This window comes from Paenibacillus peoriae (assembly GCF_022531965.1).
Lineage (GTDB): Bacteria > Bacillota > Bacilli > Paenibacillales > Paenibacillaceae > Paenibacillus > Paenibacillus polymyxa_D.
In genome coordinates this window covers 1,606,359-1,620,433 of sequence record NZ_CP092831.1, presented here as the reverse complement: position 1 = coordinate 1,620,433, position 14,075 = coordinate 1,606,359, and the positions used below count along the sequence as shown (strand labels likewise).

14 protein-coding genes are annotated in these 14,075 nt (G+C 47.4%); all 14 read right to left on the bottom strand.

Annotation, left to right across the window (positions count from 1 at the left end):
• Positions 1-14: 14 nt before the first annotated feature.
• Positions 15-1,064 (bottom strand): isochorismatase family protein, encoded by a 1,050-nt coding sequence (locus MLD56_RS07285; RefSeq protein WP_029516436.1) that lies wholly within the window; start codon positions 1,062-1,064, stop codon positions 15-17.
• A 44-nt stretch (positions 1,065-1,108) separates the two neighbouring features.
• Complete coding sequence (locus MLD56_RS07280; protein ID WP_029516435.1) at positions 1,109-2,761, bottom strand: (2,3-dihydroxybenzoyl)adenylate synthase; 1,653 nt, start codon at positions 2,759-2,761, stop codon at positions 1,109-1,111.
• 33 nt (positions 2,762-2,794) lie between these two features.
• The gene (gene dhbC, locus MLD56_RS07275) at positions 2,795-4,081 is read right to left on the bottom strand and encodes an isochorismate synthase DhbC (protein WP_029516434.1); all 1,287 of its coding nucleotides are present in this window, start codon (positions 4,079-4,081) and stop codon (positions 2,795-2,797) included.
• Positions 4,082-4,158: 77 nt separating this feature from the next.
• The gene (locus MLD56_RS07270; protein WP_029516433.1) at positions 4,159-4,944 is read right to left on the bottom strand and encodes a 2,3-dihydro-2,3-dihydroxybenzoate dehydrogenase; all 786 of its coding nucleotides are present in this window, start codon (positions 4,942-4,944) and stop codon (positions 4,159-4,161) included.
• A 317-nt stretch (positions 4,945-5,261) separates the two neighbouring features.
• Entirely contained in the window at positions 5,262-6,032 is a 771-nt protein-coding gene (locus tag MLD56_RS07265) for an alpha/beta hydrolase (protein ID WP_029516432.1), read from the bottom strand.
• Between the two features lie 118 nt (positions 6,033-6,150).
• Positions 6,151-7,173 carry a FecCD family ABC transporter permease gene (locus tag MLD56_RS07260; RefSeq protein ID WP_029516431.1) on the bottom strand — a complete coding sequence of 341 codons (1,023 nt, stop codon included), beginning with the start codon at positions 7,171-7,173 and terminating at the stop codon, positions 6,151-6,153.
• Positions 7,166-8,173 carry a FecCD family ABC transporter permease gene (locus tag MLD56_RS07255; protein WP_039269698.1) on the bottom strand — a complete coding sequence of 336 codons (1,008 nt, stop codon included), beginning with the start codon at positions 8,171-8,173 and terminating at the stop codon, positions 7,166-7,168. The genes MLD56_RS07260 and MLD56_RS07255 overlap by 8 nt, the downstream gene beginning before the upstream one ends.
• Before the next feature lie 10 nt (positions 8,174-8,183).
• On the bottom strand, positions 8,184-9,164 hold the full coding sequence (locus MLD56_RS07250) for an ABC transporter substrate-binding protein (RefSeq protein ID WP_029516428.1): 981 nt from the start codon (positions 9,162-9,164) through the stop codon (positions 8,184-8,186).
• A gap of 164 nt (positions 9,165-9,328) precedes the next feature.
• A complete protein-coding gene (locus MLD56_RS07245; RefSeq protein WP_029516427.1) occupies positions 9,329-10,012 on the bottom strand; it encodes an HD domain-containing protein in 684 nt (227 codons plus the stop codon).
• A gap of 146 nt (positions 10,013-10,158) precedes the next feature.
• The gene (locus MLD56_RS07240) at positions 10,159-11,193 is read right to left on the bottom strand and encodes an NAD(P)/FAD-dependent oxidoreductase (protein WP_029516426.1); all 1,035 of its coding nucleotides are present in this window, start codon (positions 11,191-11,193) and stop codon (positions 10,159-10,161) included.
• A 189-nt stretch (positions 11,194-11,382) separates the two neighbouring features.
• Positions 11,383-11,832, bottom strand: coding sequence for a hypothetical protein (locus MLD56_RS07235; protein ID WP_029516425.1), 450 nt, complete (start codon positions 11,830-11,832; stop codon positions 11,383-11,385).
• A gap of 28 nt (positions 11,833-11,860) precedes the next feature.
• On the bottom strand, positions 11,861-12,382 hold the full coding sequence (locus MLD56_RS07230) for a GNAT family N-acetyltransferase (RefSeq protein WP_029516424.1): 522 nt from the start codon (positions 12,380-12,382) through the stop codon (positions 11,861-11,863).
• Positions 12,383-12,429: 47 nt separating this feature from the next.
• Positions 12,430-13,428, bottom strand: coding sequence for a phosphotransferase family protein (locus MLD56_RS07225; RefSeq protein ID WP_039269696.1), 999 nt, complete (start codon positions 13,426-13,428; stop codon positions 12,430-12,432).
• Positions 13,429-13,430: 2 nt separating this feature from the next.
• Complete coding sequence (locus MLD56_RS07220) at positions 13,431-13,922, bottom strand: 8-oxo-dGTP diphosphatase (RefSeq protein WP_029516423.1); 492 nt, start codon at positions 13,920-13,922, stop codon at positions 13,431-13,433.
• Positions 13,923-14,075: the final 153 nt, after the last annotated feature.

Below are 14,075 nucleotides of genomic sequence, written 5' to 3'. Positions count from 1 at the left end.
ACACAAACCCTCCTTTAAAGGGAAAAATAGTCTAAATTAGGCATTGACTGCCTAGTTCGCGAAGACAATAGCTTCCACCAATCAGCAAGTGTCGGACGTTCAGCCAACTCCACGAACGTCACCCTTGCCCCGTAGCGGCGCCATTTTTCCACAAGACTCATCATACGAATCGAATCCAGTCCCCTATCCATCAGATTATCGTGGGTAGCCAATCCTTCCGCTGATTCCTGCAGCAGTCCTGCGACCTGCTCACGTACCAATTGTTCAGTTAACTGCGGAGCCGCAGGCACTTCCTTTTCAGCCATTGCTGAATCTGAAGTCTTTGCCTCGCTTTCTCTTTCACCAGGCTTCTGGTCAGCTATACCTGTCTGAGCTGTAGCCATATTTACACTTTGCACCTGAGTACCTTCCGTTGCTGCCCCCTTCGTAGTCTCCAACTCGTCAATCAAGGGGGCAGTCAGCATCGTAACCGCGCAACGCTCAGCAGCGTAAGTCAGGGCCATTTTGTGGTATTCCAGTGAAAAGTCCCCCAAGGCGTCAGCTACAAAAAAAGGCTGTATATCCTTCATAAATGCCTCGGTCGCGGTCATTAGACAGCCAATATGTGCGTAAATACCGGTAATCATGATCTGATCGCGATGATATTGCCGCAATATATCGTCTAAATTGGTTTTTTGAAATGCGCTATACCTCCATTTCGTCATAACCATATCCTGATCCGAAGGGGCAAGCTCGTTCACAATCTCCTTTTGAACAGGTCCATCATCCATCCCCTTGCCCCAAAAATCCTGCTGTAGCCCCCTTTTCTCCGGAGCCTGACCTCCCGGCTGCGCCGAATAGATTACAGGTATCCCAAGCTGCTGGCAGTGGCTTTTCAACAACTGGATGTTAGCGATCAACTCCTTGACCGGAGATTGCCCAGCCTCAAAAGCGGTAACAAAATATTGCTGCATATCATGAATCAATAGCACTGCACGTCTGGGATCAGGCCGCCATGCCACTTTATTTTGGGGCATATCCGAAGCACTCGGCATCGGATAAGCTGAAATTGGAGGAATAGCCATCATATCGCTTCCTTTCATTTTTCATTACGAGTATCTGTCTTGCGTTATGTGTTCTTGCTCATCGTTATGTCTCCATGCGGTTCAGGTGCAGATGCTAGCTGCTGTGTAATCATTTCCCGCAATGCTTTTTTACTAACCTTGCCTACACTGGTCTGTGGAAACGCTGTTATAAACTCAATTCTGTCAGGAATTTTGTAAGCCGCCAAACCACGTTCACGCAGAAATTTCTTCAACTCCGTTACGGTCGGTACCATCTCATACGGGATAATAAAAGCACAGGAACGTTCACCCAAATATTCGTCAGGCATGGCTACAATCGCTGCATCATGCACACCGGGATGGGCCAGCAAATGATTTTCAATCTCCTCAGCCGCCACCTTTTCTCCGCCCCGGTTAATTTGATCCTTCGCTCGGCCTTCCACAATCACATTGCCATCGGGACTCAACCTCACCAAATCGCCCGTACGATAAAATCCATCCCGCGTAAATGCTCTTGCATTATGCTGATCCGCCTTATAATAACCCCGAATCGTGTAAGGTCCGCGTGTAAGCAAATGGCCTACCTCTCCCGGTGCCACTTCTTTGTCCTCATCATCCAATATTTTAATTTCATCGTCGATTGAAATGGGACGTCCCTGAGTTGCTACAATGATATCCTCCGGATCATCCAGTCTGGTATAATTGACCAGCCCCTCCGCCATACCAAACACCTGTTGCAGGGTACACCCAAGTTCCGGCTTTATGCGACGAGCAGCCTCCTCATTGAATTTGGCTCCCCCTACTTGAAGCACCTGAAGACTGGACAAATCACAGGTTCTCGACGAAGCACTATCAAGCCATACCAGCGCAAGCGGCGGGACCAAAGCAGTAATCGTCACCTGCTCCTGTTCAATCAATGGAAAAGCATCATCTGGACTCGGCGTAGGCGCAAGTACAATTTTAGCTCCCGCATATAAGGCTCCGAAGACACCCGGAGAACTGAGCGGGTAATTGTGAGCCATGGGAAGCGCAGCTAAATACACGCTATCTTCATCCAGACCGCATATTTCAACACTGCCCCGCAGACTGTAAATATAATCATCGTGTGTCCTTGGAATTAGCTTGGGCAAGCCTGTACTCCCACCGGAAAGCTGGAGAAAGGCAATATCCCCCGCAAGCACCTGGGGTAACGACTGATCAGGTTGGATATACAATCCGGATAGAGCCGTAAATTCCTGCGGCTTGCCCACAACAATGACATGACGCAGGGTTGCCACTCTGGCTTGTACCTCTCTGGCTAGTCCACGATAGTCAAAGCCCGAATATACATCTGGAATGATATAAGCAACCGCCTCGGAAAATTCACCGAAATAGGCAATCTCGCTACTTCGATGAGCCGGAAGCGAGAATATGGGTAACGCCCCCAATCTGAACAGCGCAAAGCATACATCAAAAAACTCCGTAACATTTGGCAACTGAACGATGACCCGATCCGTCGATCTAATTCCCAATTGGTAAAATCCGGCTGCCAGACGATCTACTTTTTCGTCCAATTCACGGTAGCTTGTACTTGTTTGGCCGTCCGTCACTGCCGTCCGGTCACCTTGCGATACTGCACGCTCCCGCAACATTTCTCCAAAGGTCACTTCCTCCCAGTAGCCTGCCTTCCGGTAACGCTCGGCAAATTCCTGCGGCCATGTAGGGCATCCGGGCAACATCATGATATTCCTCCTCTTTCTGTATCGTTCTCGTTATTCATGCTTCAGTCCCAATGCCTGAAGCATGGTTCCAAACTTGGCTGCTGTTTCCGCCAGTTCGTCTTCCGGGTTTGAAGCCGCCACAATGCCTGCCCCTGCAAACAAACGCAAGGAATGCTTTGCAGCTTCTGCACAACGGATCGTAATCACCCATTCTCCATCTCCGGCTGCATCACACCATCCAACAATTCCCGTGTAAAAGCCCCGATCAAACGATTCGATATCTCGGATAACCTTTTTGGCCTGCTCTGTAGGCGAACCGCATACGGCTGGCGTAGGATGCAGCGCCAGGGCAACGGCCAAAGATGAAACCGTCAAATCCACTAATTCCCCCGTAATTTCAGTCGAAAGATGCCACATCGTCTCTGTTTGTATCAGCGAAGGCTCCTGCGGCACATCCAGTCTCCGGCATAGCGGTCTGAGTGCCAAGGCCACCGCTTCAACGACTACCGCGTGCTCATGCCGGTCCTTGACTGATTCCAGCAATGCCGCAGCCCGCAGCTTATCTTCGACAGGATCATCACTGCGAGGTGCAGAGCCAGCCAGCGGATTAACCGTCAGATGCAGCCCCTCTCGGGAAACGAGCAGCTCGGGGCTAGCTCCAATCAGCGTTCGCTGTTCCACACCGACAACAGCCCCGTCCGAGCCTGCTTCTTCCGCCTCCAAAGCGGGTAAATCAACAGCGAAGGTATAGCCCTTGGTATTATGTCTGGCTAAATTATGCAAATAACTTGGAACGTCTACTTGTTCCGAAGTATCCAGCTGTAGTGTTCTGGAGAGCACGATTTTGTTCAGCTCCCCGGACGCAATATATTTCAGGGCCTGTTCCACCCCCTGTACAAACTCCGACGGATCGGGCACGGAACGAATACCGTAGTCCGGAGCCTGCCCAAGCTTTGTCGGGTTCACACGGCTGGCAGCATTCGCTGAATCGGCAGCTTTCCCATTCTCGGAGTGCCAGTTCGTAGAGTGAGAATGAAGCGGCCCCGCCCAGCGAGTCTCTGCCGGAACCAGAAGCTGTGCAGCCCGTGAAGCATCAAAGGGAATAGCTCCCACCACAATCGGATGTCCACCGTGGGACTGACGCACACTCTCGAGCAACGTGGCTACACGCCCGGTCAATCCGCCCTCCGTATCGCTTGCCTCCCCATGCGGCAATGCCCCCAACGTACCTTGGGCCAGTAAAGTCCGGGTGGGTGACGCAAAAAAGAAGGAAGAGCCTGGCTTGTAATCTTTTAGCAAGTGAGTCGCTTGTACTTCAAGCGCAGTATTGGATTTCATACGTTATTGCCTCCTGTTCCATTGTTTTCTGTCACGATTGCCATCATCTATTCCCATACAAGACTGCTGCATTCCACTCAGACACCTAACGTAGCGCCACCATCAATGCGCAAATCATGCATCGTTATATGGCGTGACTTGTCCGAAGCAAGAAAAACAACAGCATCCGCGATATCTGCCGGATCAGCCAACCTTCGCAGTGGAATGCCGACCTTGTAAGCGTTCGGCGATCCGTCAATAGCTGCTTGTGCCCCACTTTCATCAGACCACAGGGACCACTGCATTTCTGTCTCCGTAGAACCTGGGGACACCACATTACAGCGAATATGATGGCAGGCAACCTCCAATCCTAAGCATTTAGTAAACATCGCCGAAGCGGCCTTTGAAGCTGCATAAGCTGCCATATACATACGAGGTACAGCTCCCGCATTGGAACCCACCGTGACAATCGAACCCGATTTCCGGGGAATCATATGCTTCACCACAGCCCGGGATATGTAAAAGACACCGTTTGTGTTTACAGCAAAGGTTTCCGTCCAGTCACTGTCACGGAGCGTGTCTACTAGCCCAATTCGTAGCACACCCGCAACATTCACCAAAATGCCAACTGGTCCGAGATGATGCTCAATCTGCTCTACCGTCTCATCGACAGCCGCACGATGGCTGACATCGACAGGAAAAGCCGTTGCACGATAGCCGTCACGCACCAGCTCGTCTACCAGCCTGCTCACACCTTCTGCGTTTCGGTCTACAGCGGCAATGATTGCTCCCAATTCGGCCAGAGAACGCGCCACAGCAGCACCGATACCTTGGGCAGCACCTGTAACCAGAGCTACCTTCCCATGTATTCCGTCATCACTCATGTTCATTCCACCCTTTCCAGCGAAATCAAAAGAAGCAGTTTAACGCTCAGTTTCTGCTGTAATCATCATTCATTTTGAATTTAAATAACTAATAATGATAATCATTATCAATTAAGAGTTACAAAATATGATAACTAAACCATCAATTACAGTCAATGTTGAAAATCGTCTGTTTTAGTCCATATTTGTACATTTAAGAAAATTATCAATTCAAAAAAACCTCTCCTGCTAGCATTGGAGAGGTTTTTTTGAATTTTATCCCTTTTTATACTCTATATCCCTTTATATATCTTCATTTTTTGATTCTTTTTATAGTTTTAGTGACAAACCGAAGCAAAACGAACGGCTCTGCTCACCAGTACTGGCAACACGGATATATGGCCTTCATCTGCAAATTCACGGAATTCTACATGCAAGCCCGAATCATTCACATTTGTTAAACGCTCGGCAAGCTCCCTGGCCTTTTCCTGCATACCACTTGAATGTCCTGCTTCCAGCTCACCCACCGCAATCAACAGCCTTTTGTTCCGCTGTTCCTGATCTGTGGAGGCTAAAAAGTGTTTCTCTTCCTCCATAATGGCCCTCCCACCCCAGTGAATAGAGGGACTTCCCGCCACATAGATCTGAAAAGAGCCGGGTCTTGTAAACAGGGTATGTAATACGAACAGGCCCCCTAATGAATGACCGAAGATCGTTTGTCGGCTGCGATCGATGTGAAAATCACGCTCCATTTTAGGCTTTAGCTCATCTTCAATAAATGACAGGAAATGCTCGGCTCCCCCGCTTTCAATAGGTGCTTCTCCGTTTGGTCTTACAGGAAGCTCTACTGCCGTCCTTGGTAGTGTAAGATCGTAATATCGAGAAGGATGGAACGGAGCTTCTGTTGGGTAGCCTATTCCTACAACGATAGCTGGGACAACACCCGTTTTGTCGGGTCGTCTGCCCTGAACACGCACCGCTTCCACCAGGGTTCCAAAAACAGAATTGGCATCCAGTACATAAATAATTGGATACCCGGATACAGGAGGTTCTTCAGCAGGGATCGCAATATAAATATGATACTCACGGTTTTCAGCCTGTGAATACATCACTCGATGCTGACTTCGAGGAACGTACACAGCTCCATGTGCATCACTGGAACGATGAACATGCGTAAATAGGTCTTTCACGGGAATAACCTCCTATAGAACCTCAATTTCAATTCAATTAGGCCGTTTTTTTCATGAGCAAGACTACAAAATAAGGGACCCCGATCACCGCAATAATCAGCCCAACGGGAATTTCCGCAGGCGCAACCACCGTTTTGGCAACAAAATCAGACAACAGTACCAGCACCATACCCACCATGCCGCATACGGGAATCACAAGACGATGATGAAGGCCAACCAATCTTCTGGCGATATGAGGGGACAATAATCCTACAAAGCCTATTCCTCCTGAAACAGACACACAGGCACTCACCAGTCCAATGCTGGACAGCAGAAGAATAGACTTTTCCTTTTCGGTCGCAACGCCGAGACTTTTAGCTGTATGTTCATGCAATTGAAATAGATCCAGAACATACGATTTCAACCAAATAACAGGGATCAAAATGACAAGCCACGGAATTACGGCGGCAACCAGCTTCCAATCCGCACTCCAAATACTGCCCGACATCCATACTGTCGCCATCTCGAAATCCGAGGCTTTCATTTTCAGCGATAGATATAAGCTTAAGGAACCGAAGCCAGAGCCAATCGCGATACCTACGAGAAGCAGCCGCTGTGGATCCAGGCGTCCTGCTTTCCATGCAAACAAATAGATCAGCAGGGCAGCCATCAATCCTCCAATCAAGCCAAAAAAGGGCATAGCCAACGCCGCAGTCCAGCCTGTCGTTTCCATCTGTCCTTGGTAAAAGAACATAAATATGACGATGGCTGCCCCCGCCCCTGCATTAATGCCCAAAATGCCGGGATCAGCCAAGCCATTCCGTGTAACTCCCTGTACCGCCGCCCCAGCAATCCCCAGCCCCAGACCGACCAAGGCGGCAATCACAATACGAGGTAGCCGAAAATCAAAAATTACCAAATCCAACTGCGGAGTAGGATGAATACGGAACAACGTCTGAACCACTTCCTGCAGAGTCATGTCAAACTCCCCATGGGTCAGACTAATATAGGAGGCTGCTAAAATGAGCGCAGCCACGCTTAAAAGTACGAGCCACAGGCGTTTTGCACTGATTTTACGCATGCTCTCCCCCTCCTTTTCTACGTATTAAGTACAGAAAGAAAGGGATGCCAATGACTGAGGTAACCACACCAATAGGCGTTTCAAACGGATAATTTAGAAAACGGCTCAACACATCAGACATACCCAAAAAAACGCCACCGATCAAACCAGAGCATGGAATGACCCAACGGTAATCTACTCCGATTAAATATCGGGTGATGTGCGGAATCAATAAGCCAACAAAAGCAATTTTTCCTGCCAGCGCAACAGAAACACCCGTCAGCAATGCTACACAGAGCATCGCCCCCAGCTTGACCGGTAATGACCGCTGTCCCAGGCCTGTGGCCACGTCGTCGCCTAGCGACAGTAGTGTTATTGGCTTGGCCAGCAGCATCGCCCCCACAACTGCCACAAGAGCAAAGGGAATTGCCAATTGGATCATCCCGGGATCCATCTGATGCAGTCGTGCGTTAAACCAGAAGCTTACATTTTGCGATACATTAAAATAAATGGAAAGAACGGCCGACAGGCTGCTTAAAAACGTGCCGATGATTGTTCCCAAAATGGCCATACGAACCGGAGCAAGACCCCCGGGAATCATCCAGGCTAAACCGAATACAATAGCTACCCCAAGAGCCGATCCTACAAAAGAACTGCCGATCAGCCCCATCGAAGTGGAGTTCGGCGCGAGGATCATCATTAAGGTGATCACAAATGCCGCTCCATCTGACACGCCCATAATGGAGGGTGAAGCCAAGAAATTCCGCGTCATTCCCTGCATAATGGCTCCTGAAATCGCGAGAAAAGCACCAATCAATATAGAGCCGACCGCTCTAGGCAGACGAGAGTTTAATACGACCTGATGATCTACATTCCCAGCATCAAAATGGAAAAAGGTAGCAATTACCGTCTCCCATTCTATCGTCTTGGCTCCGTACATCACAGACAGCAGTAACGTTAACACGATAAACAAGGGAGAGACGAAGATGATAAGGTAAGGAGAGATTAATTTTTTTCCCATGTTCCTACCTTTACTGCGAAAGTCGGTTCATAACCGCTTCCAAAAAGGCTAGTTTGCTCCATGAAGTACCGCCTTGAGCATTGGGATCTACGATGTTGACGAAGGTTTTCCCATTCTTTACGGCGCTGATACTGCTCCAAATCGGATTTTTCTCCAGATCTGCTAATGCCTGCGGCTGATCCTTGTTCTCTCCTTCTGAGAATTGCACGAACAGATAATCAGGGTTCATATCAGCCAACTTCTCCAAAGAAACTGCCTCTTGTGCCTTTACTGTATTTAACTCTTCCGGTACCTTAGCTCCCAGATCAACATATAGCGAAGGATTGAAATATACATCTGCAGGATATACATACAGATTACCTGTACGAATCCGTACCATAAGCACCTTTTTGTTTTCCCATAATGGCTTGAGCTTCTGTTGGGCCGCCTGAGCATCTCGCTTGTACTTGTTCAGTATCTCTTTCGCCTTCGCCTCTTTGCCCGTAAGTTGCCCCAACATGAGCAGGTTCGCTTCCCAGTTCGTTGAAATATGAGATACTGGAATCAATGTAGCGACCTTCCCCAGCTGTTCTGCCACCGCAGGTCGAAATTTGGAGCTCCCAAGAATCACATCTGCCTTCAGTTTCAGGATCGTTTCAGCACTAGGCTGCATTCGGTCACCAACATCTGCGGCTCCTTCCATCGCTTTTTCCATGTATTCGGGGAATTTTCCTCCCGAAGTAACCGCCCCAGTCGGCTTTACTCCCAGGACAGCCGCATCTTCCATCGCTTCCAGACTTGCTACAATAATATGATCCGTCTTGGTCAGCTTATAAGTCTTATCTAGATATGTAATCGTCTTGGCACTTTCTCCGTCGGAAACTGACGTCTGTGTCGATGCATTGGAATTCGTTTGAGCCGAGCTATCCACCTCCTGCACTTTTCCACCACACGCTGTCAACAACAAACTTGCCGATAATAAAGTACACACCCCTACTGCAAACTTCTTCATAACCTGAATGGCTCCCCTCTACTGCTTGATTACAGATAATAGTTATCATTATCAATGATAACTATTATCAATAGTAGGAGAGAAATCAGTGCATTGCAATATTTTTTCTAATATTTATTAAAAAGGTGAGCTTTTTTCCTTGGAATCACTGCATCTAAGAAGCATCAGCCTTCCTCTCTCTGCTGAACATCATCCACATTCCATTCTCTATAGAACTGCTCCAGGTACAGCTCCATCCATTGATGCCGAACCTCCGCCAGCTCTCGGGCATAAGTGGTATTCATTAAATCCTGGAGCTTGAGCAGCTTTTCGTAAAAATGGTATATGGCACTTTTACCTGCGGCACGATACTCATGCTGTGAAAAATCTTTATCCGGGTGATGCATCATACTGCCTTTTGAGCCTGCATACATAAAGGTTCTTGCAATCCCAATTGCTCCAAGAGCATCTAACCGATCCGCATCCTGCACAACTTGACCCTCCAGCGTCTCCATGGGCGGGTTTTGTCCACCATTGTAGGACATCGTAGCAATAATAGTCATCACGTGCGCGATTATATCCAGATCACTTACATGCAGAAGCAGCCACTGCTCTACTTTATCCAGCCCGGCTTGTTTGGAATCATTTAATTTTTCATCCGCTACATCATGCAGCAGTGCTGCCAGTTCACAAATAAATGAATCTGCGCCCTCTTTGGCAGCAATTTTAAGAGACAGCTTTCTCACCCGGTCTATATGCCACCAATCGTGACCACTATGATCATGCTCCAACTGCTGCTGTACAAAGGGCTCTGCCTTTTGAATAATATCTGCACAAATCGCTTCCTGTTGCTCCGTTCGTCTCTTCATATGTCACCTTTCAATCCAGTCCATACTTTCTATGGTAGGTTCGTTTGATTTTTTAATGCAAACCACATCAATCGTAGTCGCGGAAGTTCTTTTACATTTTCCCTACCCTATCTCTAATCCTATATAACTTAATTCCGTATCTTACTCTACTCCACGACACCAAGCTCGCGGTTCTTCTCCTTAAAGCGGCTGTTATGAGAAGATACATATGCCGCTTTGTCAGCTGCCGGATCAATGTACAGCTTGGCGCTGTTTAGTGCAAGGGCAGCATCTGTGAACGCACCGGCAATCAGATACAGCTTACTTCCGTACTCGACAAAATCGCCTGCCGCGAAAATCCCCGGCAGATTCGTTTCCAGCTTTTCGCTCACTCGGGCATGCCACTCCCCCATATCCAGTCCCCAATTCCGAAGCGGGCCGAAATCGGATTTTAGTCCATGATTTACAATGACTGCATCGACATTCAACACCTGTATTTCGTCCGTATCTATATGACTGATCGTCACCTGTTCAATCGTCTCTCCATTGTTACTATGTAGCTGACTTACCGCGTATGGTGTGAGAACACGGACCGAAGATGACTTCATACGAGCTACATTTTTCTCATGTCCGCCAAAGTGATCCCGACGATGTACGACGGTCACACTCGCCGCAATAGACTCCAGCTCATTCGCCCAATCCACTGCTGAGTCGCCCCCACCGGAAATCAGGACGTGCTTGCCCCGAAATGGCTCTAGCTCTTGTACAGTATAATGCAGGTTCGTAACCTCATAGCGGTCCGCCCCCTCAATCTCCAGCTTAGCCATTTTGAGAATACCATAGCCTACTGCCAGAACGATCGTGCGTGTCCAATGCTGTTCCCCTGTGGCAGAAGTTAGCAGGAACGTGCCATCCTCTTGCCGATCCAAACCAGTGATCTGCTGCCCCAGCACAATGGTAGGCTCGAACGTCCGCGCTTGCTGCTCCAGCTGATCAATCAGCTTTTCACATAAAACCGGGGTGACCCCTCCGACATCCCATATCATCTTCTCTGGGTATATGCGCATCCGTCCGCCCAGCTCATGCTTGGCTTCGATCAGCTTGGTCTTGATATCTCTCATTCCACTGTAAAATGCGGTATACATACCGGCAGGACCACCGCCGATGATCGTTACATCATATAATTCCAAGGACACTGCCACTCTGCAACTCTCCCTATCATAGCGTAATATGTCTGCTCTTATTATAAGTGATAATAATTATCAATATCAATTAGAAAATAAAAACATGGCCCTTGGAGAGGTTTTCGTGACCTTAGAACTACATTTTATGGGTTAATATAGCTACTCATGCATGGAAGCATCCATATATTCATTTCCTCTTTCGTTCTATCAAGTGAATGTTTCAAAAAAGTTACTTCCACCGATCATCCAATACTGTTCAGGTGAAGGTACCCTGTTCAAAAAGTTTTGATATTCCCCTTTCCACCCCACTGGGACATAGTGTTCAAACGAAGCTGGCTCAGGAAATAGCGAATAGAGAACTTTCTCATCAAAGTTAACATACAGAGCAGGATAGAACTCCAACACTTCATCCTGATGGTGAATAGCATCATCCAGCAACTGGAGCATTGAAGTTAGTTCCCCTGTAGCCACCTTATATTCACAGATGTGATCCAAAAATGCTCCTGCTGTGGTTTCATCCAAAATAGGGATACCAAACCGTTCCTCCATCTCGGTATTCAAAAACCAATATTCTCTTGCCGTCACATACCAATTCCATTTTCCTTCAAAAATAACACCAACAATGATATTTTGCGCATATTCAGGCCATAATTTCATGAGCTTCTCGCGTTCCCCTCTTTCTCACTCACAGTTCGATCCAAAACCGGTTTACACGGTTTCCGTCTTCCTCTATGTAATCCTTGTCCGACATTCCGCCGTTTTGTATGATTGTTTTTTTGGAGGCAATATTATCGGAGTCGCATACGACCAGGACTCGGGAAATCCCCAGCTCTTTTGCTTTTTCCAGCGCCAAGGCCAGCATTGTAACAGCGTACCTGTTCCCTCGTGCAGAAGGACGGATACCGTAACCGATATGACCTCCGGCATTCATTAGGTGTTCGTTAAGGTCATGCCTGATATTCACCGCTCCCACAACCTGTTCATTCGCATTCACAAGCCAGTATGTGGAGCTTTTAACCCAGCCTTCAGACAGGTTCATTCCATTTTCCTGATTACTTAAAAACGTCAGCATACCTTCAAAATCGTACGGCTCTACAGAGATCACCCAAGGTACCATATGCTCCTGGCTCTGTTTCCATTCCTCATAAAATGAAAGATAAGCTTCCTTCCAGTCCTGATCCGGCTTTACCAATCTGACAGTCTGCATCCCACTCACTACCTCCTCTTTAAACACTCAATTTGTCTGCTATTGCTTTATACCTCAATATCCATGAATTTTTGCGCCCAATCTGCAAAAGAGAGCTTATCATCCCAAGTGATTTGCTTCATCGCTTTGGCACATCCCCAGTTTAGAACCTGCTGATGCAGCATATGCACCCGGAAACGCTCAGTAAATCCTTCTTTAGCTTCCATCCCTTGTGCGTAAGCAGTAAGAAAACCTTTTGCCAATTCTTCTTCGCCGTTCTCCAGATACATGATGGTTATTTTCGGAAGATCTGCAACCCCATCCCCAAAATAGGCTGTCGTAAAATCAAAAAGACCACTGACTCCCCAGCCCTTATTCCCATTCTGCACAAGGAAATTTTGCGGTTTAAAATCCCCCATCACGAAAGTGGCAGCTTCCAGCTGATCGAATGCTTGACGGGAGCCTTCCAATATTTCCTCTACCCATTCCATATCCTGTACAGAAATGTTCGAGTATTTTTTGGCATCCTCTAGCCAATAGCGAATTCGTCCATACAACCATACTCGATAAGAGACTTCAAAAGGACGAATGCCTAGAGTTGTTGTATCCAGCTCTCCACTGTTCTTAACCTTCCATCTATGAAGCTCTAACAAAACAGTAGCAAGCATTTCAACCATTTGCTGTTTATCCAGCGAGGTCAGCTTTGCTTGCAACTCAGGTGTATGTATATGCTGACCGTATAGACGGGGCATAAGTGCATAGCTCCAGCCAAAAATGTCCTCTGTATGATCCACAAGATACGGTGTTGGCACGGGAATTGGAGTCCGCGTCTGTATTTGCTCCACCATAAATTTTTCTTCTACCCATTGCCCTGGAAAAAGTGGGTTCCCCTTCAGCACAAACTGCCCAGCCGTTGAGGAAACATAAAGAGTTTGCCCTAGGACACCTTCTGCCGTTTTTTCGTAAGACAGCAAACGTCCCAAATCAAAACGATTCAGCATCCTTTGCACTTGTTCAATTGTTACCTCGCCTAGCCGATTAGATGAGAAATATATGGTCGTCGTCATCTCTATACACCATAGCTCTTAATCGTTGCTTCCAGAGTTTCATCTGTATCCGCCAGCCACACGGAACTAACTTCAAACGTTCCTGGCTCAAAAAACAATGGAAATCTCCGCTTAAACCAATCCTGCATCGGCAGATTTAGCGCTTCTTTCATATCCACCCACAGCAGTTCTCCCTCGGGGGGATTTTTTAATAATTCACCCTCAGTGGCTGTAGCCAAATAGTTAAAGACCATATATCTCAGCCCTTGGCTTGGGTCACAATATTCGTCGATTCCTTTAAATACAATTTCCGTAACGGCTAAGCCTGTTTCTTCCTTTACTTCACGAATGGCCCCATTCACAATGCTTTCTGGAAACTCTACTTTTCCTCCTGGAGCAATATAACCCGGAAACCCCTTTCGATTGGGTCTATTCATAAGCAATACCTTACTTCCGTCCTGAATCATACACATGGTATATATTTTATGTGTCACTTCTGTTGTCAATCCGATCATACCTTTCTTTATTCACGATTCACTAAAATCTAGTTTTACTTTCACACCGACAAACTGTGGTTAAATATGGCATTTCCCATACTTTAACTCGTTATTTTGTAGAGCGCAATAACTCTAACCATAGACTAGACTTGAGAACTCATGCCTAAGTCG